General features: G+C 52.7%; 15 protein-coding genes and 1 pseudogene. 9 read left to right on the top strand and 7 right to left on the bottom strand.

The window, feature by feature from the left end; genetic code table 11:
• Positions 1-141: 141 nt before the first annotated feature.
• The 4 genes from BLO43_RS11510 to BLO43_RS11490 all read right to left on the bottom strand — a co-directional run bounded on the left by BLO43_RS11510 (position 142) and on the right by BLO43_RS11490 (position 5265).
• A complete protein-coding gene (locus tag BLO43_RS11510; protein WP_090907169.1) occupies positions 142-2718 on the bottom strand; it encodes a DUF3987 domain-containing protein in 2577 nt (858 codons plus the stop codon).
• Positions 2719-2904: 186 nt separating this feature from the next.
• On the bottom strand, positions 2905-3198 hold the full coding sequence (locus BLO43_RS11500; protein WP_090907167.1) for a hypothetical protein: 294 nt from the start codon (positions 3196-3198) through the stop codon (positions 2905-2907).
• 142 nt (positions 3199-3340) lie between these two features.
• Entirely contained in the window at positions 3341-4189 is an 849-nt protein-coding gene (locus tag BLO43_RS11495) for a hypothetical protein (protein WP_090907166.1), read from the bottom strand.
• Positions 4186-5265 (bottom strand): site-specific integrase, encoded by a 1080-nt coding sequence (locus tag BLO43_RS11490; protein ID WP_090907165.1) that lies wholly within the window; start codon positions 5263-5265, stop codon positions 4186-4188. The genes BLO43_RS11495 and BLO43_RS11490 overlap by 4 nt, the downstream gene beginning before the upstream one ends.
• Positions 5266-5720: 455 nt before the next feature.
• On the opposite strand from BLO43_RS11490, the pseudogene BLO43_RS11485 reads away from it, so the two are divergent.
• Positions 5721-6548: pseudogene (locus BLO43_RS11485) on the top strand (transposase); the annotation flags it as partial.
• Between the two features lie 455 nt (positions 6549-7003).
• On the opposite strand, the gene BLO43_RS11480 reads toward BLO43_RS11485, so the two are convergent.
• Entirely contained in the window at positions 7004-9148 is a 2145-nt protein-coding gene (locus tag BLO43_RS11480; RefSeq protein WP_217628064.1) for an MGH1-like glycoside hydrolase domain-containing protein, read from the bottom strand.
• A 528-nt stretch (positions 9149-9676) separates the two neighbouring features.
• On the opposite strand from BLO43_RS11480, the gene BLO43_RS11475 reads away from it, so the two are divergent.
• From BLO43_RS11475 to BLO43_RS11440, 8 genes are all read left to right on the top strand, one after another.
• The gene (locus BLO43_RS11475; protein WP_090907164.1) at positions 9677-10099 is read left to right on the top strand and encodes a lysozyme inhibitor LprI family protein; all 423 of its coding nucleotides are present in this window, start codon (positions 9677-9679) and stop codon (positions 10097-10099) included.
• Between the two features lie 284 nt (positions 10100-10383).
• Entirely contained in the window at positions 10384-10797 is a 414-nt protein-coding gene (locus tag BLO43_RS11470) for a helix-turn-helix domain-containing protein (RefSeq protein ID WP_139149270.1), read from the top strand.
• A 171-nt stretch (positions 10798-10968) separates the two neighbouring features.
• Positions 10969-11511, top strand: coding sequence for a hypothetical protein (locus BLO43_RS11465; RefSeq protein WP_074633816.1), 543 nt, complete (start codon positions 10969-10971; stop codon positions 11509-11511).
• Positions 11512-11578: 67 nt separating this feature from the next.
• Positions 11579-12847 carry a cytochrome P450 gene (locus tag BLO43_RS11460; protein ID WP_090907162.1) on the top strand — a complete coding sequence of 423 codons (1269 nt, stop codon included), beginning with the start codon at positions 11579-11581 and terminating at the stop codon, positions 12845-12847.
• Positions 12844-14409 (top strand): ATP-grasp domain-containing protein, encoded by a 1566-nt coding sequence (locus tag BLO43_RS11455; protein WP_090907161.1) that lies wholly within the window; start codon positions 12844-12846, stop codon positions 14407-14409. The genes BLO43_RS11460 and BLO43_RS11455 overlap by 4 nt, the downstream gene beginning before the upstream one ends.
• Positions 14410-14499: 90 nt before the next feature.
• Positions 14500-15171 carry a hypothetical protein gene (locus BLO43_RS16810; protein ID WP_090907160.1) on the top strand — a complete coding sequence of 224 codons (672 nt, stop codon included), beginning with the start codon at positions 14500-14502 and terminating at the stop codon, positions 15169-15171.
• Between the two features lie 257 nt (positions 15172-15428).
• Positions 15429-17048, top strand: coding sequence for a serine hydrolase domain-containing protein (locus BLO43_RS11445; protein ID WP_090907159.1), 1620 nt, complete (start codon positions 15429-15431; stop codon positions 17046-17048).
• 138 nt (positions 17049-17186) lie between these two features.
• The gene (locus BLO43_RS11440; protein WP_090907158.1) at positions 17187-18668 is read left to right on the top strand and encodes an FAD-dependent oxidoreductase; all 1482 of its coding nucleotides are present in this window, start codon (positions 17187-17189) and stop codon (positions 18666-18668) included.
• 103 nt (positions 18669-18771) lie between these two features.
• Here the strand turns inward: BLO43_RS11440 and BLO43_RS11435 are convergent, their stop codons facing one another.
• Positions 18772-19506 carry an SDR family NAD(P)-dependent oxidoreductase gene (locus tag BLO43_RS11435; RefSeq protein WP_090907216.1) on the bottom strand — a complete coding sequence of 245 codons (735 nt, stop codon included), beginning with the start codon at positions 19504-19506 and terminating at the stop codon, positions 18772-18774.
• Positions 19503-20441 carry a 2OG-Fe(II) oxygenase family protein gene (locus tag BLO43_RS11430; protein WP_090907157.1) on the bottom strand — a complete coding sequence of 313 codons (939 nt, stop codon included), beginning with the start codon at positions 20439-20441 and terminating at the stop codon, positions 19503-19505. The genes BLO43_RS11435 and BLO43_RS11430 overlap by 4 nt, the downstream gene beginning before the upstream one ends.
• Between the last annotated feature and the right edge of the window lie 163 nt (positions 20442-20604).

Below are 20604 nucleotides of genomic sequence, written 5' to 3'. Positions count from 1 at the left end.
TCGCTTCCGGGGGATTTGCTAATGCTAAAACTGCTAATCCTGCTAATGGTTCACCCTTTGCCCGTTCATCATTAGCAACTTTCTCAGGATTAGCATTAGCAGGCTTTCCGGTTTCACGTTTTCGGATTAGTGCGGCAAGCGTCACAATGGACCTCCCTCACTCAGCAGCGCCGGATTCATGGCAATCATTTTGCGCTTACCGTCCCGCACCCACCGCGCCCGGCCCGCCTCTTCCAATTCGCGCATGGCGGTTTCGATAGTTGCCTTGCTCCGCAGTCCGGTCGGGCCACCTTGTTGCAGCTTGGCAATCGGAACAAAATGCGTTCGCTCCCGCTGGCAATATCCGATCAGCCAGGTATCCAGCCGCGCCGCATCCGCCAGTTCCAGCGGTAGCGCAAGTTCACCGAAGAAGCGCCGCGCCTCGTTCAGGTGCCATGCCGCGATTCGACTTGCGGACTCGAAGCACTCCAAGCCGACAGCGCCGCCCATCCCATGCTCGAATATCTGGAATAGCGCCGCCAACCGTACCGCGTTATCGGCGGATTTGCTCGCCACGTCCCGTACGTCATAAAGCTCGCCGCCGCTGGCAAGTTCACTTTCGATTGCATCATGGAAGGCTACCCATGCTGCCTTTGCATCTACCGTCAGGGCCAGCATGGCTGGGGTCAGGGCGCCATCCTCATCGATGGGGGCGGGTTGATCCAAAATGGAGGCGATGCGCCGATTGAACGCGGTCAGGTGCTGCCAAGTCGCCGGTGCTTCGGTAAAGGGTCGAAAACCTTGGGTTGATTCCGGCCACGCCACAAGAAACCGGGCAAGAAAACCGGTGCCGCGGGCCAGTGCCCCAGACCGGCTAAAGAACTCCCGCAGGGTGGGTTCCTGAACTTGCAAGCCTACCGTCAGCCGCGCCCCGCGCACGGTGAAGGATTCCGTAGTTCGCCGGTCAATGGTTAGGCTGTTTCCATCCCAAAGTTGATTCAGCATCGCCAAATTTCGCATGACTGAATCCTTGCCCATGCCATGTGAACCGAACACAATTCCGGCCTCGGCTGAAACCACGCCACCTGACGGCCACTGTTTCGCCAGCCCATGGGCCAGCGCCTCGGGTGTCGCATCGGCATAGAGGAGACGGGGGATGCCTGGTGGTTCAGGCTTGTCATGTTCCAGATCGCGCAAGGCCGATTCCATCTCCGCTGTGGGTTTGCTATCTTTGGCAAGGTGGCGGATTTTGTCTTTAATTCCGCCGCACTTGGCTTCCCATGCGTCACTGGCCGCCTTGTAGTCTTTCAGGATTGGTTTTGCCGCCTCGGCTTGTGCTTCCTCATAGTCCCGGATCGCCGTCATGAAAAAGCCGTCGCAGGTGGATTTCCGCTCGCCGGAATCGGCAATGGTGAGCAGGAACAGCGCCGTGGGCCCGGTGAGTTTATCCGCTCGCTTCACGTCCGCATGGGCCTGTATCGCCAAGGACAGCGCCGCCACCGCTGACGCCACCACCAGCGGCACGGGCGCCTTGACGAATCCCGCCACCTCCTGCACCGCCGCCCGGAGGATGTTTGGCAGCGCGTCTAACGGATACAGTTCCGCTTCTACCTTGACAGCCAGTGGCTGCGGTTCCTGCCAACCACTCCCGTCAGAATCGTCCGCTCGCACGTTCCTGGAGTCGGGTCGATGCTCTGCCCTTGCCGCAATTAGGCTATCCTCAAGGGCCTGTTTTACGCCATCAACTCCATGTAAGGCGGCGAAATCATTCCAGTCTGACGGCGGTTCATTGCAGGCAAGTTGCTCCACTGTGAATGGCGGCAGCACCGCCATCCCGCCAACGGCCATCGCCGCTTCCCTGGCCTTCTTTTGTCCAATGTCGGATTTGTCCAGGTCGCCACAAATGATGATCTCTGCACGCGGGCATTTTTGACGCCAAGCCCTTGCAACATGAAGCAGATTGCCGGCGTCAATCGCCGCCAGCGCGGGATCACCGGTCGCCTGCCGGATTGTTGCCGCTGTGGCAAAACCTTCTTCGATATAGAGTCTACCGGCATAGTCAGCAGGGAGTTTTATGCCAGTGACAGGAATGAACAAGCCTTGTTTTCCAAGGCCCCTGATTAACGACTTTCGGCCCTTCTCGTCAATAGCCTGCAGTCCCCGCAGATCACCGCTTATGCTGTATAGAGGCAGCACCAATAAATTGGCGGCAAGTTCCACCAGTTCGCCGTCATCGTTCGTTGACCAGAACCACCTCTTGCACTCATCAGCATGGGCGAATTGCATCCGTGCGGGTTGCGGTGCTATCCGTTTTCTTTCGGTGTAGGCATGAATCAAACATGATTTGGCCTTATTCCAAATGACATTAGCTTGCATCGCAGCCTGATCGGCTTTGGCTTGGCGTGCTGCTTCTGCTTCCTTCTGCTGGCGCTGTTGCTCTGCTAATTCGGCTGGGTCGGGTGCTGGTTGTTGGCTGGGGCTGTCGAACCTGAAGCCATGCAGTTGGGCTTCGTGAAACACGGAGCCAATACCAACCCGCCCGCATTCCTTGAAGGAGCGCCAAGCACTCGCTGCTGCCATGGGATTGTACGAACTGTCCTGACCACCCCATTCGTCCCACAGTGGAAAGCCCCCATCACCGAGCTCAGATTTGATACCCATCCCCATCTTGATCCACAAATCGCGGTCGTGAGCTGGGATATAGCTGAGCGCTTGACGGATAGTGCCGAGTTCAGTCATCAAAACTCTCCGCGGCAGTACTTCCGTTGCAGAAGCTTGGATCAAGACAGGACGTAACGGCGAGAATGAACTCTTTTGATCTTTGCGTTAACCTCCACTGCGGGCTATTATTTGAGATATCCGTTGAAGTTACGAGAAAAGCCGTCTGCCCCCCAGCAAGTGCGGCTTTTGTCTTTCTGGCCAGCATCATTTCAATGCCTCGTTCTGCTGGCGAACCCACTCGAAAAATGCTTTTTCATCCACTAAAACTTTTCTGCCAATCGTTACAAAAGCGGATGCGGCGCCATTCGTTTCTATAGGTCCCCTGCTGCTTTGGCGGGGTTTGCTCTTGAAGCGAATATTCCAAAGCGCGGATTCGCTGAAAGCCAGGTTGCGCTCTGCGAACTGTTTTACTGTGAATAATGCGGGGGGCGGCGGGAGGCCGAGGTAACCCGCTTTAATCGATGGTGTTTCGCTTTGTTGCTGAGGTTTAAAATGCATTTCAGTCGCTTCCGTGTTAACCTGCTTTCGCAGTACGGACGCTACTGTCTTCCCATTTATTTAGGAAAAAAACAGGGGGAAAAGTACGAAACCCGGATAAAAACTGGGTTTTGCTAACGGCTAGGGTCTTATCTGGTGTAGGTTACAGCATGCATTTAGAAAAATACCCCCTAAAAACCTCCTGCTTAGTTATACCCACAGTTTTTACAACGAGACCCGTCCACAACTTCTCTTCTCCCTTGAGTGGCCGTCCTCTTCTGAATACGAAGCCGCCGGCTCGTAACCACATTTTGATCGTATCTTCGGTGGTATTAAAGATCCGAGCACTCCCATTTATGGATCTTTCAAATCTCTGACACGCATCCAGAAAATCAGCGGAGCTTCCTGAAAGATTCCCAGAGGAGAGCTGCTTACCAGCGCCAATTTCAAACTGAGCGATGATGTGGCATAGTAACTCAGCTTTTTTATCTATAGTTCTTGGCCGTCCTCCTTGGGGCCTTGTTGAAACGGCGATGAGAGACTCATGGGAAGCATTAGTTGGTTCCACCCGGCTCGCCGTCCTACTATCCAACTCTTCCACGATCTTCAACGGAAATCCCTTTTTTTCAAGCTCCAAAGATTTTGGAAGAGCCGCAAGGAGCTCGCCCGGTAGCACAACTCCTTTCTGATTTAAATAAGTAATAACCGCAACAGGTTCGAAGCATTTTCCGCCTACTATTCCGGGCATTAGCTCTCCCGACTCTATTCCACGCTTTATCACATCCATCAGTTCAACAGCTAATACTACAGCTCCGTAATTGATGGGAGCAGGCTCAATTTCTCCGCTACTTAAATCAATTACCATTCCTCCCGGTATGTGGGCTGGATTAAAACCGTTTGCAAGGTAGCAGATTTCTTTTATGTCCCAGCATGCCTTGTTGAGCCAGAGCTCGTAATCGGGCGGCTCATACTCCGGGCCAAACGCGTCGATAGTTTCCTTTCTAAAGCTCATTTTCCGACTCCCAGCCGGGTAGCCAGTTTCTCGCCCGTCGCCACAATATGCCCATCAGATAGATGCGAATATCTCGCGACCATTTGCATGGTCCGATGTCCCAATACTTTAGCAATTTCTACCAGAGATACACCGCTCATGGCAAGGTATGAAGCAGCGGTATGGCGCAGATCATGCCAATGGAAATCTTTAAGGTCGGCGACCTTCAAGACAGCCTCCCATTGCGCGCGCAGGTCCAGATACTGCGCCTTCTTAGCGTATTTCGTTGGTGGGAAAATACGATCGTCCTTCAGGTTGCGCAGCTTGCCACGCTCTTGCAGTAGGGCGAATGCCTCTCCTACCAGCGCCAGTGCACGTTTGTCGCCATTCTTTGTTTTGTCGAGCGTGATAACTTGCCGTTTGAAGTCGATTTGGTGCCAGCGCAAAGTCATGAGTTCTGCTTGCCTTGCGCCCGTCGTTAAGGCCAGCACCACGGCGAGATATAGATCAGGGTGTGGGCGGCACGCAGCAAGCAATCGGGGGCGCTCCTCATCAGTCAGGAATCGTACTCTGCCCTCCCCTTCCTTTGGCTTGGTCACACGCTCGCATGGATTGCGCTCAATCCATTCTGTTTTAACGCCATAGCTCAGGCAGGAAGACAGTGCCGCCAGATAGCGATTGACGGTAGAGCCTGTGCGCAGACTTCGTTTTCGCTTAGCGTCCAGTTTAGGGTCACCGGTCGCGGCAGTAACGAAACGGGTCGTGGTTTCGCTCAGCAGCCTGTCACGTTCCTTATTGATTCGGGATGGAGTAATTTTATCGAGAAGATCATTCCCGAATACCTTACGCCAATGGTCGAGGCATTTTATGTTTTTGGCGTGGACTTGGTATTCGTCGGCAAGATCATTGAACGTGCGGCGCTTGCTCTGTCCGAAGTGGCGCCCAGCACGAATAGCGGTCTCAGTCTTGGCCGCCCATTCCTTGGCATCGGTCAGGCGCTGAAAGCTAGCGGTTTCGGGACGATGACCTTTTAGCCGGATCTGCACACGGTAAGACACATCCCCGTCCCGTCCGATTCGCTTCTGAATTGCTGCCATGATTTTCCTTTGTTAAAAGAGATGGGCAAATCATAGAGCAACGGGGAATAAAGAGCAACAAGGGATATATAGTCCATTGGACCATATTTATAATGACATAATTTATTGATGTATTTATTACATAAACGCGGAAATTGGCACACTAATGGCACAGCAATGGAAATGGGCACGCATAAAAACGCATAAAAAGAAACAGATCACATTGATTTGTGATACTGAACACCAAACTGGATTTCCGCTGTCCGGGATAACGGAGTATTTTTATTGTGACAGAAGAGTGGCTACCATTTAACTCTGCGTACTTAACGCTTCGATAGTTCGCGCCAGGCAGGAATAGCCCTGAATGGCGACTTCCCTCACAGGCAGAAATGTGCCAATTCCGTTGAAAAACTTCGCTCGGCAATGCCCTGTTCGTGATATGATAACGACATATATCGGATGTCGAGGGTATTGCCATGATGGGCCATCAGCCTTGCGGTCAGGACCGCCTGTTCTACTCTTTCAATCTGGAAGACCACGTTCCAGCCAATCATCTGCTGCGCGGCATCGACAGGTTTCTTGACCTTCGTGCTTTGCGCGAACATCTTGCCGATTACTACAGTCACACGGGGCGCCCCTCCATTGATCCCGAGCTGATGATTCGTATGCTGATCATCGGTTACAGCTTTGGTATCCGCTCGGAACGGCGTCTGTGTGAAAAAGTGCATCTGAACCTGGCGTACCGCTGGTTCTGCCGCCTGGGGCTGGAAGACGAGATTCCTGATCACTCCAGCTTCTCCAAGAACCGGCATGGCCGCTTTCGTGAGAGCGATGCATTCCGCAAGCTCTTTGAGAGCGTTGTCTGGCGCTGCATGACTGAAGGGCTCATTGGTGGTGAAGGATTCGCAGTGGATGCCAGTATTGTCAAAGCTGATGCAAGCCGCCTGCGCAGCATGTCCGGCGATGAATCTATCGACTGGGGCGACCCGGCGACCTCGACGCGCGCAGTACGTGAGTATCTGACCACGCTGGATGAGAACGATTCTACCGGCACCTTACCCAAATCGATCTCACCGACTGACCCGGCCGCGCGTTTGACCGGCGCTCCGGGAGGCCCGGCTTTTTACGCCTATTCGACCAATTACCTGATCGACCTGGACGCATCGATCATTATCGATGTCGAGGCGACGCCAGCACACCGTACGGCGGAAGTAGATTCAACCCGGATGATGGTTGATCGGGTTGAGGATAAGTTTGACATGAAGCCGGTGCGCTTGGTAGGCGACACCGCCTATGGGACAGCCATAGTTGTCAATGGCAATTCTAGCGGCTTATGCTAGCAGAAATGCAACAATGCCGGTTCTTGCACTGGCCGCTTTATGTCGATTTGCGACCTTCGCCGCGGGAAGAAACGTATTAAGGAGCCGACCTTTGGGACGGCAAAACTCCTGCTGATTTCAGAATTAGAGACTCTGACTACCTTATCTGATCAAGTCTAAAATACCCAATAAAAGTCCGGCTCACTGTCGTAACTATCACTAATATCTGTCCAGCTCGTTACTGGCAATATTGCCACCCGCGCTTTTCAGCCCATAACTCGAATTATCCACAGATTAGTCAAAACGAGCGCTATTTTTGTTTAAGTCTGGTTCTATTTTCCCGTGGTATTGCGATTCAGATTGAATATGAGATTTGTCTCAGTCATTTCTTGTGATATCCAATTTCACTATAAACGCTAACCCTACTGCCCTTCCAGCATTTATCCGCACGGAGTATTATTGAGCAGGGCAATGATCCCCCGCTCGCCCACCCCGAAATGCCCTGGGCCCGTGGGGTGAATGGATTTGAGCAGGTGAGGCATCTGGCGCGTGCGGGCCCGAATCGCGTCAACCAAATCCGGAATTATTTCCCGCTGCCATGGCTCGACCACAGTAGTGGCGCACAGGGGCAGCAGCCCCACCATCGAGCGTACCTTGAGCCTCTGAGCGCTGCCGTCCGGCAACCGTAGCAGGTCGTAGTAGAAACCGTCCTCCTCGTCCCACATGCCCTCCGGCCCGGGTTTGTTCATGGCCGCGGCGATATAGAGGAAGTGCTCATCGAATTTTGTCACCATGTCTTTGTAGATGGGGTCGTGGGCTGCCAGTTCCACCGCGAGCTCCATCATGTTCTGGCTGAACAAGGCCATCCAGGCGGTGCCGTCCGCCTGCTCCAGATAGCCGCCGGTGGGCAGCGGGGCGCTGCGGTCGAAGATGCCAATGTTGTCGAGGCCGAGGAAGCCTCCCTCGAACAGGTTCTTGCCGAACCGGTCCTTTCGGTTCACCCACCAGGTGAAGTTCAGCAAGAGCTTGTTGAAGGCTGATCTGAGGAAATCCACGTCCGTCTCGCCGCGCAGGGCCTGATCGGTGCGGTGGAGAAATAAGGTTGCAAAGGCGTGGACTGGAGGGTTCACGTCGCTGAAGTTCCACTCGTAGGCGGGAATCTGCCCATTGGGATGCAGGTATAGCCCATGAAGCATGAGGTGCATCTGCTGTTTCGCGAAGTCGGGGTCCACGATCGAGAGCGGCAGGGTGTGGAAGGCCAGGTCCCAGGCCGCGTACCAGGGGTATTCCCATTTGTCGGGCATCGAGATGATGTCTTCGTTGACCATGTGGAACCACTCCGAGTTTCGGGCGGCAAGATATCCGGCATGGAGGGGATTGGAGTTGTGCTCCTTCAGCCAACGATCGCCATCAAAGTAATAATACTGCTTGGACCAGAGCATGCCGGCGAGGGCCTGGCGCATCACGTTGGCTGCGTCCGGGGAGACCGAGGGTGGAGTGACGGAACGGTAGAACTCGTCCGCCTCCTGCAGGCGCGCGGCGATCGTGTCGGCAAACGCCGGCCCGAAGGGGGCGGCAACCCCTTTCTTGTTCTTGTCTTGATCGACGGGGCCCTGGCCGGTGAGGCGCAGGCGCACAGTCATCGATTGACCGGGGCCAATCATCTGCCGGTAGTGCGCCGAGACCTTGGTGCCCTGGTGTTCAGGATTCACAGCCGTCTGGTGACCCTGCACCACATAGTCATTGATGCCGTCCTTGACGTACGGGGTGGGATTCGGGTATCCAGGAAAGAGCCGTTCATTATTCGTTTCGTTCTCGGCAAAGAGCAGCGGCGCCTCGCCTTCGCAGTACAGGTAGTAGGTGCCCAGGGTCGAATGCTGCGCCACGATTGCATTCGTGCCCGCCGGTCCCTCGATCTGCTTGAGTATCGGTTTCTCGCCAGGTCCGGTAATCCATGATGCCCAGTCGTTGCGGAACCACAGGGTTGGCAACAGGTGCAGCTCGGCATCATCCGGCCCGCGGTTGATGGCGGTAATCCGCACCAGGATATCGTCCGGGCCGCCTTTGGCATATTCCACGAAGACATCAAAATAGCGATCCTGATCAAGCACGCCAGTATCGAGCAGTTCATACTCCATCTCGTCCCGAGTGCGACGACGGTTCGTCTCCACCAGATCGGCGTAGGGATAGGCCGCCTGTGGGTATTTGTAGAGATACTTCATGTAAGAATGCGTCGGCGTGCTGTCGAGGTAGAAGTAATATTCCTTGACGTCCTCACCGTGATTGCCTTCGCTGTTCGTCAGTCCAAACAGGCGTTCTTTGAGGACGGCATCCTTCCCATTCCACAGGGCGAGCGCAAAGCAGATTCGCTGCTTCTCGTCGCAGATACCCCCGAGACCATCCTCGCCCCAGCGATAGGCTCGTGAGCGAGCATGATCGTGGGTGAAGAAATTCCAGGCATCCCCGTTTTCGCTATAGTCCTCACGAACGGTTCCCCACTGGCGTTCGCTCAGGTAGGGGCCCCATTTCTTCCAGGAAACTTTCTTTATCCTGTCTTCTTCCAGGCGGGATTGTTCGGCATTCATCGATGTTCTCCCCTTAAGGAATTATTGACCAGCTGCTCATTCTGGGCTATTTGTTATTGCCAAGGTTTATCGTCCAAACCGATACTAATCAAATTATTTATAGGCCATATTCATAAAAATATCCACCGTGCAGTAACGTGCGAATTGCCTCAATAAAAAAGTAACCGCAGGAGTGTATCAAGAGGATACGTTGCCTCAAATTATTGATAACCGAACGAATGGAGCAGTAAACTTAGCTTGGTCTCCTTCTACTTCCTGTGACGGACTGAAGTTCATTGGAAGTCGAGCGCGGGATGCTACAGGGCGATCCTGACGAAAGGAGGAATGCCATCGGGATACTAAAGTCAGGGTTCAGAGATAACTGAAAATGAACCTGCATTCCATCGACGCCGATCAATAATAACTGTAAATGAGTAACCAGCGGCTCACATATAAGTGAGATGAGTGAGCTGAATGATCCGCGGTCCACGCTCTCCGCATTCTGCGATTTTGCGCTGATTGTGTTGATTTAACCTGCTGGAGTAAAGAATGAACCAATTCGCCCACACCCTTGGCCGGGTACTTACAGCCGCACCGCTGCTGTGCATGACGTACATGGCCGGTGTTGCATTTGCACAGGATTGTGCGTCGCCAGTCACGCAAGCGGATTTGGGGCGCTGTGCCCACGAAGAATTTCTCGTTGCAACGGAAGCCTACGCAGTCAGCTATAAAATGCTGGCCGAAAGTCTTGCTCAGAAGCCACGAAACCAGCTGCGGCACGCCCAGAAGGCCTGGATCCACTATCGTACCGCTGCCTGCGACTTCGAGAGCAGCGCCAGTCAGGGCGGCAGCGTACAGGAGATGGTCAAATGGCGATGTGCGACCCGGATGACCCGTGCTCGCACCGAGGAACTTATCAGGCTGATAAATTGCCCGGAGGGTGACGTTAGCTGCGTGAGGCCAGCCCGATGAGATAGCACGATGTTCTCCGTAGTATGGAAACCTGACCGGCTTGGCTGGTCCTCCGATTAAATTGATAGAGAAGCTACGAAACGACCAAGCGGGTCATGCAACCCAGGATTCTACTGCACCGTGTAGCTAATTACGGGGAGCAGGTCAGCTCTGCTTCACTATTAAGTGAGTAAACTCCAACGCTTCTTTATTGATCTGTCGTCGAAATGTCTGTGCGTATCGTCAAGGTGTGACGTAATGAAAAGTGGAAGGCGTCCTTATTGGAGTAAAAAGATATTTGACAATTGCCTTATAACAGCATTAAGCTTTCCATCATATACATTTTAAATGTACTTTCAATTGCGCTGGAGCATCGATTTAGAATGAGTATCGGTTCAAGACTTGTCCAGCTTCGAAAAAAATACAAACTTACCCAGAGCCAGTTAGGGGAATTGTGCGGCGTTTCTAAAGCCGCCGTTTCAGCGTGGGAAAATGGGGTTGCCACGCCTGAGATCAAAAAACTGCTGATTATTCATTCCGTGTTTGCTTTCTCCTTTGATTGGCTAATCGCCGGAGAAGGGCAGATGGAGCGGATTGAAACTGTGGCCGATACCCCCGAGCGGCGGCTGATAAGCCGGCGTAATGCCCAGCAATACGATAGGCGGAAGATGGGCAGGCGCGACAGCTGCCATCATGACAGGCGCAGGATACAACTGTAATTGCTTTCGAAGGATCAGTAATCGTTTCGACTAGTCCGGCCTCTATCCATTAGTAGCAGAAGTAGCAGCATAAGCTCCCTGGCGTTCGTGTCATGAATGACTCAATCAAAGAAACGGGGTTACCGACCTTGTGTCGATCCAAACACTTAATTCATCTGGAAGGAGTGAAATATGAATAAGAAAGTGAGTGAAAAAAAGCCAAACGAATTAAAGCCTGATCCAGCCAGGGCGTGTTTTTTAACGACCGCCACTGTCGAGGCGCAGGGCTTGCCTGACGACTGCGAACCGTTGGAACTTGCGCGGTACCTCCGTGACAACAAGATGAAAAGTAAGAAAGAGCTTTCTGCTGTAGACCTCTACTACGAAATTGCGCCAGAGATTGTTTCTCGATGCAATAACGATGAGTGGGCTGTGTTTTGGCGTGATCATCTCCGCAAGATTACGGCGCTGGTGAAGTTGGGTGAGTACGATCTTGCCAAGGATTTGTATACATTCGCAACGGCAAGCCTGGTTAACAAAAAGATTACGCATTTCTCAGATGTGCAGTTGGTTGACAGGGTTTATCAGTATGGTCTCAACGGGATCGGCCAGCAGTGGTTGCCCTATTGGATTCGGTTCGGAATACTCAAAGCAGCGCTTTTTGTCGGGTTGTCTTATCAATCTGCCCGGCTAGGGTTTATCAAGAGGAAATTCGCACGCGTTCTTGATGTCTGATCGAGCTTTGAGAAGAGGGGCAGCGCTGGTGTAGTGGTAATTATTGGCCTGGGGAGAGGGGGAGCTCATGTTTCAATCACTACTGGACAGATTCCAATGGAAGGGCACTGATCACCTATACAGTTTGCCTTGGTTGAGAAATCTTCTGGAGTACAGCGCCGACCCCGATCGGGTGAAAGAGTATCTCAAGGGAGGCAACTTCACGCGCTCGCAGTTGACGAGAGACATGCTGAGCCGCTTTCACCTCAGCCACGACTCTATCGTGGTCAGCGATGACGGGCACGCACAATTTTTAAGAAGCATATTTCTCCAGTGTGTACCGGCTCAGGAACGTTATCCTGAAATTGCGAAGAAACTCGTCGACGAAGTCTTTATGACAGGTAATAGCAGGGAGCTGCGCCTGTCGAGCAGCCTTATTCCCGCGGTATACCTTAGCCTATCGTCGAACTTGCTGGGTGCGAATGTACTGGAATCCTTGCGGGAGCATATCCGGGAAATCGATTTTCAACCGGGTACACGGCCAATGCACCTGGACGGTGTGATGTATGCGTTAGGCATGCAGTTCCCCAGTTTTGGGCCCATGCGGAAAATCATCGATTTGATATTCTTCAAGAGCGATCATTACACCAGAAAAATTACAGTCAAACTCGAAAAGATGATGTTTGAATTTGCGACTCCGAAAGAAGGGAGTTGGTATGCCCATCTGATCGAATTGAAGCAAAACGGTAAAATCTCCAGAGCGCAATTCAGGGGGGAGTTGACCAGTATCCTGGTGTCTTCATACGTTTTGTCTGCGGCCATGAGCTCCATGTTGTTGTGTCTCGCGGCACGCCCGGAATATGTCGATAAGATCCGTGACGATGAGACCATGGCAAAACACTTCGTCAACGAAGTTCTCCGCCTTTTTCCCCCATTCCGTCAATTCGGCTATGAGGAAAAAGGGATATGGGAAAAAAGCGGACGCTCAAAAGAAGAAGTTACGGATTTCATGGTGTCCGTCTTTGGCCTGCATCGCAATGAGAACGTTTGGGAGGATCCTGATGATTTCCGTCCCCAGCGCTTTGCCGCACCTAATTCGACAAAGGGTTGCAAGTTTATGCCATTTGGTTTGGGCAAGCGGTCATGCACGGGTCGGGTGTACTCAATTGGAATGTTGGTTGAGGTTCTCAAATATGTATGCTCAGAGGAGTGCAACTTGCATCTAACCCTTCCCGAGGACTACGTAAAAGACTATGTTGGCTTGCCATTGGGCACAAATGGCCGTTTAGTCTCTTTTCCGGTAGACGACAGAATCTACGCGCGGCGCGAGCTGATCGAAAAGGCGATCGCTGTATGATTAACGCCATGGAATCAGTGCGCTGGCCGCTCGACCATGAGAGGATTTTACCCTTGGCGAATCTGGATATGGCCCGAGTTTTCACCTCCGGTCGAAACGGCCTCGCATTCGATTCTGGCATCCTGCAAGAAGCGGGCATACCTACTACTAAAAACGTTGCAGATGCCTGGGCTCGCCTATCTGACAGCGACTTGTGGGGGCTCCTCGGTCAAGAAATCGAGGCTCATCCCGAGTGGTCGGACGTCCAATGTCGGGAAATCCTTCAGGCTTGGGTCGAACTCCGTCGCAGCAGCCCCTGGCAGGCTGAGTTGCTCAAATACTGGCAACGCTGGAAGCAGCACCACCTGGAATTGAAAAAAGGGTTGGCGCAGGCAGGGCATCTGACGTGGGCGCAAAAGTGTCGCTATTGTGAGTTATGGTCCGCAAATCGGCCGATCATGTCTCCTTTTTGTGGCGTTGCCGAGATCTTGCTGGGCGTATCGGAATTGGAAATAAAGGCCCCACCGATGGAGTCCGGTGCGAGTTCACGATACCAGCAGAATCCAGGGTACTTTGGCGAAAGAAAGGGTTCGCAAGCGGAGAAAAAAGCGCGGAAGAGCGAAGTTATCGTTGTCTCGGCTGACTCAACCCTGGAGAAATTTTCCGAATTTGGGGCGTCCCGCCAACTAGTCTGGGCGCTGGAGAACTGTGGTCTTTCCTGGTCCCTCTGCCAACCCTGGGACGACAGTATCGAACTCGATCCGCATATTGTCAGAGGCGTGGTTTTCTGGAGTTACCGGCATCGAAGCCATGACTTCGTATATCACGCAATGGCATTTGAAAAGGCTTGCAAAGCACGCCGGATACCCGTTATTAATAGTGTATTTAGCGGATGGGACGTTCGACATTCCACTATATTGGGTAACTTGCGACAGGCGGGTATTCGTTGCCCAAAATTCCAGAAATTTGCCAGTGTCGACGATATTGAGCTTCCATACCCCCTGATTCTGCGCGTCGATGGTATTCACCGTGGTCAGCAAATGCAGTTGGTTCATGGTGTTGACGAGGCCCGGGCGCTGGTGAACTCGAAGCGTACCCAATTCCTGGCTTCAGGCGGCGCAGGCGTATTGCCTCCACCCAACCTCGCCATTGAGTTTGTCGACATCGCGGATGAGCAGGGTAGATATCACAAGTGTCGAGCGTATGTGGTGGGCAACAACGTGGTCTTGCGGCACAAGACTGTCAGCACCCATTGGCTGGTGAATTTTGCTTCCTCCGAATCCTTCGGAGACTCGGCTGATGCCAATAGAGACTTTATTCGTGGAGGCGAGTCTGATCTGGAACTTTTAGCGCGTGCAGGGCGAGCAAGTGGAAGTGACGTTACCGCTCTGGACTATTCAAGAACCCAAGACGGCGAGTATGTGTTTTGGGAAGCCAACAGGCTTTTCAAAATGAATGGTGATAAAGATTACGATTTGTTGGAGTCGACCGCTGAAAGCAAGGTTAAAAGACGGGCTGCGATAGATCGTAAGCTTGGCAAGTCCTTGCTGGCGCTCCTGCAAGAACGGTTGTCCATTCATTAAGTTAAACGACCGCCGGCAGAGCCGGGGGTTAGCATTGATTAATTAATCGAGCTTGTACATGAGCGTCCAGCAAAACCCAAGGAGAAAAATATGAAAGCACAGAACGACCCACAACAGGATTTCGAACCCATAGACGAAGAGCACATGAGGTATGCCGCCAGCCTGGAAGATAGCTGCCTCTGGAAAATCGAAGGTGGAGATCCGGAACCAGAGCCTGAACCAGAACCAGAGCCCGAGCCGGAACCTGAGCCGGAACCTAGCGAGGGTGGAGGTGCGTCAGCCCAGGTAAAAGCATTCTTTCAAGAAGCTCTCAAACAGTTGGCAATCGCCGGCTTGTTTACTGCGGTCAACGTGGGCGTAACGGAAATTCTTAAAGCGGTTGCGGCGGACAAGAAAAATAACCCGGATGCGCCGGTTGACTGGTGGAAACATGTCATCGAGCAAATGCAAGGTTTCGATTACAAGACCGCTGATGCTAATGGCATAGGAATCATCCAGACGAACCTCGTAATCGAGTTGCAAACCTGGCTGCAACAAAATAAGCCGACCAGTGTAACGGCATCTGATGCGTTCTTGAAGCAGTGGTCCGCCGACAGCCAGAAAACGCTCAAACACACACTCATAGCAATGGATACAGTGTTAGCGATGGCTCAGTACATGCAAACCTACACTGTCACAGGCGTCGTATCAAACGGGGGTAAACCACCATTTATTTGCGGCTCCACGCCTCTGATTCAAGCTGCTCAAATCAATTTCTCTTGACTGTACGAGTAGCCCGGAAAGGATATGGTCTTTTCGGGCACCGTGTGAGGGCGCCAAACCGGTTCAGGTTTATTGCTTCATCGGTTTGGCGTTTCGGGTTCGGACTGGTGTCTTGCAATACGCCCAAAAAGGCTGGACAACCTCTGCATAATCAGAGAAGCAGTCACCGGAACGAAAGCGATGTTCGTGCGGGATGTTGAATACCTGGTGAGTTGGGGTTTACCCATGATGACCCTGGAATTGGCAGAAGTATGTAAGTGAACGATTTGCTCGCCGATCTGCAATACAGGATGCGTATACGGCAGATACCCGGACTCAGCATTCGCGTCGCCGAAAATGGCAATGAACTTTTCAATCGTGAACTCGGTGTCAGCGACCTGTCTTCTGGCGAACGGCTGGAACGCACGCACTTATTCAGGGTAGGTTGCCTGACAAAACCGATCGTTGCCCATGCCGTTTTGCACTTGGCCAGTCAAGGTCGGCTGGATCTGGACGACTCCATAGCCTGTTATATTCCAGAGCTGGAAACGCGCCCGGAATTCTGCTCCATCACCATTTCCCATCTCCTGAGCCATACCGCAGGGCTGGCTCGGGGACCTTATCATTCTCGTACCTATTCTGATAAAGATACGCTGTTGCGAATCAGTTCTTCGCAATTGCTGTTCGCGCCTGGAGAACATTTCAAGTATTCGAACTGGGGATACTATTTGCTAGGTAAGGTGATCGAAAGTATCAGTGGCGATGCCGCTGACGCTTTTATATCGAAAGCGGTTTTCTCCCCTCTTGGAATGCACCGCAGCGGTTTTGCCGATAATGACGAACAATCGGGCGGCGATCTCGCGACCGGGTATTGGAAGGGCTGGTATTTTGGCTCCCCCGATCTTGCAGAACCCTCTGTGCCCTGTCCGCACATCCCTTTGCCAAATTCTGCCGCAGGTATGATTTCCACTGCCGATGACTATCTCCGTTGGCTGATCAGCTTCGTTGACGAAGGCCACCGTGTTAATTCCATAGAGGCCGGGGTCGTTGAGCAGATGTTGGTGGATCGGCACACGGTGAGTCCCCACCACAGTGCTTGCCTCGGGTTGTTTGTGGAGATGATAGACGATTTGCCTTTCTACTATTTAGCAGGAAGCAGTTCGGGTTTTTCCGGTTTCATGTTTATGATTCCCGATCTAGGCCTGGTGGGTGTTGCCTTGGGTAATCACGCCACTTGCAACAACGAGCTGAGAGAGATTCTATATCAGGTTTGCCGGGAAAGAGTGGGTGGCAGTTTTTTGCCCCATTTTGGACGGCGTACCGGGAGGTTCAATGTCCTTGCCGGAAACAGAAGGAGCGTTGTGCGTTTCAAGGGGGAAGATGGAAATGTCCCGGAATTTATTCGGGACGATTGCCGGATTAATCTCTATCCCCATTCAAGAAATGCGTATTTTATGCTTAATGGCGATTGTCGCCACCAGATGCTCAGGATTAGCGGCCTGGGCAAGGGAGATGCCACAATTACCCTGGGTGACCAGGTTTTTTATGAGAGGCTAAGCCGTCTGCGAAAACAGCCAGCGGCGCCTGAGTCATGGGAGGAATTGGCTGGCTTGTATCGTCATGCCGCTTTTGGAAAAGTAGAAGTTATCCATAGAGTGAATCAGATCTACCTGAGTTATGGCGTGGCATACGAGACGCTATTGCAGCCGATCGGCGGGCTGCGTTTCAAACAAAAACCGGGAGCCTTTTGTTTTGAAACCATTGAGTTTAAAAAAGACCCGAACACGAGTGAGGTTGTCTCATTTGTGTTGAACGAAATGGTATTTCTACGCCAATTTCAGCCGCGCATTGATCATCAGGAAGAGTGTGCCGTTTGTCTGCATGGTGATAGCGGCTAGGGAAACGTCGGCCAGGTTCGCAAAAGCTGCAGATTTTCAAACTATCACGTAACCTGCAAACGCTCGACAGAATTCAAGATTTCCCGACTCTCATCAGGGTGGGGATCGAGGGCGAATAGGAGAGTAACAGAGAGCCTCATGAAGAAAGATTATGATGTCGATGTATTGATCGTGGGGTATGGCGCGGCCGGGGCCAATGCTGCCATTGCTGCTCACGATGCCGGGGCTCGCGTTCTGATCGCGGAAAAACTTGATGTTGGCGGCGGCAACAGCGCTGTTTGCGCGGGAGCCATGGTGATTCCGGAGAGCATCGAGGCAGCAATCGCGTATTACCGGGCGCTCTCGTCCGGCACGGTGGGCGAAGAGATGGTCCGTGCCTTTGCCGAGGCGATGGTGGGCATCCCCGATTTGCTGTCCCGGCTGGGCCTGGAATTCACGGCCGGACCCCCGATTCCCCCCAGTTTTCCTTCAATGATGAGCGGTAGGCTCAAGCAAATTCATATCGACCCTACGGGTGAGAATGGATTCCGGTTTCTCGACGGCCACATCAAGGATCGCAAAATCGAGATCCTTACGGACACGCAGGTGAAAACCCTGATTCAGAATCCAGAAACACGGGAAATCCTGGGGGCGAAAGCGCAACGCAATGGGCAGGATATTCAACTTCTGGCTCGCAAGGGAGTCATTTTGACGTGTGGCGGGTACGCATACAATCGGGCGATGCTGGCGAACTTCAATTTTCCCGGAGCAACCGATTACATTTTTTCCTGGGGATCTCCCGGTAACACCGGGGATGGCATTAGCCTGGCTTCCGAGGCTGGAGCCGCGCTTTGGCACATGGCGGCGATAGAATGGGGCAGATTCTGCGCGCGGGAACCCAGCAAAAAATTCGGCACTGCGATCGGCTACGGTTTGGGGCGAACAAAGCGCGCCGGCAGCTATATGTTCGTAAACAAGTTCGGGGAAAGGTTTATGGCTGAGGACGCACTGCTCAGCCATTGTAAAGAGCAGCTTGAGATCCTGCGGTACGACCACGGTAACGCGGAGTATCGAAATCTGCCTGCTTATATGATTTTTGACCAGACATACCTGTCCAGGGGGCCGATTGCCCCTACCGCCCAAATGTTGCGGACGAAAAGGGGTGGAATTGTCGGCTACTGCTTGGTTAACAAGATCTACGATTGGAGCGCCGACAATCAGGCTGAAATCGATGAGGGGTGGGTGCTTCAGGCTAAAACTATCGCCGGCCTGGCCAATAAGATCGGGGCCAAAACCGACGTTCTTGAGAAGACGATCACGCAATTTAATCGCGCCTGTATCGAGCAGTGCGATTCCCTATTTGGTCGAAACGAAAAAACATTGGCCCCCCTCGATACACCGCCCTATTTTGCCGTCGAACTGGGACTTTCGCTGGTGAATACTCAAGGTGGCCCAAAACGCAACGTAAATTGCCAAGTGCTGGACCATAACGATAGAGTTATCCCGAGGCTATATGCAGCGGGAGAGTTGGGTTCTTTTTTTGGTTTCCTTTATCAAGTGGGAAGCAATTATCCCGAGGCCTGGGCATTCGGCCAGATTGCCGGAAAGATGGCGGCGACCGAAACGCCGTTGAGCGAATGACCCGCCAATTCTATGCGCCACGTTTTAGTAAGATCGATAGCCTCCACGAACTTGACCACTGGCTTACACAGTAACACGCCAGAGCGGTCAAGCCAGTCAGGGGCTAGGGTACCTTCGTAACGATTGTTCCTGTCGAGTCGCCGGTTAATAGATTCCGTATGGCCTCAGTGACGCGACGGGTCGCCGCCTTCCCCGTGAATCTGCTCGGGCAGATCGCATTTACCCGGACGCCATGCGGTGCCAACTCAAGTGAGAGGTAGAGTGTCAGCATATTCAGCGCGGCCTTGGAAACGCCGTAAAATGCCTGCCCCCTTTCTTCAAAGACGTAGAGGCCTGAAATGCTTGATACGTTGACAACAGACCGGTTCCACCGTGTATTCTCATCGGGCTGATCCCTCCAGCAATATTGGTAGATTGCCGAAGCCAGTTGCATGGGTACAATAGAGTTCAGGAGCATCTGCGATTGTGGATAGTCGTTAGCCTGCCAGAGATCGCGAAGATTGCCGTGAAATTTGATGTCGGCAGCGGTGTTGATCAGGGCATCAATGCGGCCATATCGAGCCAAGGCCACCTCAACCACTCGCTTCACATCTTCACGGCGGGTAAGATCAGCTTGAACCAGGTAGACTGGCACGCCGTTCAAAGCGGATTCATTTTCTGGCTCCTCTGCCCCCTCTGCCCCCCCTGCTGTCCCCTCTAAAGGCTGCTGAAACTGTGAGGGAATGTCGGGGATAGTTGAGCGATAAGTTGCCACCAGATCATAATCTTCTTGCAGGGCATGACAGAGGTCCTGACCCAGGCGTCCGCCCGCGCCGGTAATCAGGCACACAGGTTTCATCGACTGTCCCGCCGATTGATCGCTGTTCCCCATCGCGCTTCCGCGTCATGCACGCTGGCGTGCAGCCACAGGATAATGCTGTTGCGTGTTCGCCCAGGGTTCGTTACAAATCTGTGGTAGGAGTGTGGGCTACATTCAAAGAGAAACAGGGAGTTATTGAGTGGCGGTATGAGCTTCACTGCCGTGTCTTCTGCCTCACGATCCGCGCTATAGACGCCGGTTTCACCGCCATCCCCTTGTTCCCACCCATCATTACAAAGGTAGAAGATCATCGTTGCCGCACGTATATATTCTTTTGGTTTCGCATCGGGCACTTTAGCTTGCCCGGTAAAGTAATTACATCGTCCCCGCGGCGGAAAAATTAACTCTTCCATCGTGCTGTTACTCTCATCAAACCATGCTGAACAACAGTCTGTATGAATCCATCCAGTTCGGCTGCCCTGCGGATTTGAGTGCAATGCTCCCTCGACACGAGGCAAAAATTTAAGATTCAGCAGTTCTGCCAGTGAACGAAGCCACGCTTCTGTAAACAAAGGAGAGAATGCGGTGGCCAGCTTATCGGTTAGCCCCAATATCAAACCATCGTTGCTCCCCAGGGCAGGCCTCATTTTATACGCACCTTCGCGCTTGCCGGCAGTCGTCTCAAGTATCAGGGAGAATTGATGGGTCAGCTCTTTATAAGTTTCCGGCTCGAATACATCGGTGGCGGTAAAATGGCGAAAGGGCAACAAACACTCCCACCACTGCCCCCCTCCAGGTAAAGATTTGCGCAAGTGCGTGCTTGTACTTTGATTCGGCAGCTGCGGCGCTATGCCGGGACCAAACTGAGGTCTTGCCGCCTCCAAAGATTGGTTTGTATGCTCGAGCCCCAATATCGAATCAGGCAACTGGCCTGATGTCGATTGGTGCTCGGAATTGATTTTCAGATCGGTCACTGTGGAATCTCATTCTTGAGTTGGGCTTCGTCTCAGGGTAACGTCTAGCAGGGTTACGTCTAGAAATGGAGGAAGTTCTGGAATAGAAAGGGATGAAAAATGGAGCTGAGTGGCTCGGGTGTTGTGGATATCCAACATTGGGTCAATTAGGCGCGCCAAACAA

The organism is Nitrosospira sp. Nsp13 (assembly GCF_900101945.1).
Lineage (GTDB): Bacteria > Pseudomonadota > Gammaproteobacteria > Burkholderiales > Nitrosomonadaceae > Nitrosospira > Nitrosospira multiformis_D.
This window is presented reverse-complemented; position numbering and strand designations above follow the sequence as displayed.

Bases quoted from the DNA above. Each gene is read 5' to 3' on its own strand.
- BLO43_RS11480 (WP_217628064.1), bottom strand. From the start codon at position 9,148: ATGAATGCCGAACAATCCCGCCTGGAAGAAGACAGGATAAAGAAAGTT.
- BLO43_RS11490 (WP_090907165.1), bottom strand. From the start codon at position 5,265: ATGGCAGCAATTCAGAAGCGAATCGGACGGGACGGGGATGTGTCTTAC.
- BLO43_RS11475 (WP_090907164.1), top strand. From the start codon at position 9,677: ATGAACCAATTCGCCCACACCCTTGGCCGGGTACTTACAGCCGCACCG.
- BLO43_RS11465 (WP_074633816.1), top strand. From the start codon at position 10,969: ATGAATAAGAAAGTGAGTGAAAAAAAGCCAAACGAATTAAAGCCTGAT.
- BLO43_RS11440 (WP_090907158.1), top strand. From the start codon at position 17,187: ATGAAGAAAGATTATGATGTCGATGTATTGATCGTGGGGTATGGCGCG.
- BLO43_RS11500 (WP_090907167.1), bottom strand. From the start codon at position 3,198: ATGCATTTTAAACCTCAGCAACAAAGCGAAACACCATCGATTAAAGCG.
- BLO43_RS16810 (WP_090907160.1), top strand. From the start codon at position 14,500: ATGAAAGCACAGAACGACCCACAACAGGATTTCGAACCCATAGACGAA.
- BLO43_RS11510 (WP_090907169.1), bottom strand. From the start codon at position 2,718: ATGACTGAACTCGGCACTATCCGTCAAGCGCTCAGCTATATCCCAGCT.
- BLO43_RS11495 (WP_090907166.1), bottom strand. From the start codon at position 4,189: ATGAGCTTTAGAAAGGAAACTATCGACGCGTTTGGCCCGGAGTATGAG.
- BLO43_RS11460 (WP_090907162.1), top strand. From the start codon at position 11,579: ATGTTTCAATCACTACTGGACAGATTCCAATGGAAGGGCACTGATCAC.
- BLO43_RS11455 (WP_090907161.1), top strand. From the start codon at position 12,844: ATGATTAACGCCATGGAATCAGTGCGCTGGCCGCTCGACCATGAGAGG.
- BLO43_RS11435 (WP_090907216.1), bottom strand. From the start codon at position 19,506: ATGAAACCTGTGTGCCTGATTACCGGCGCGGGCGGACGCCTGGGTCAG.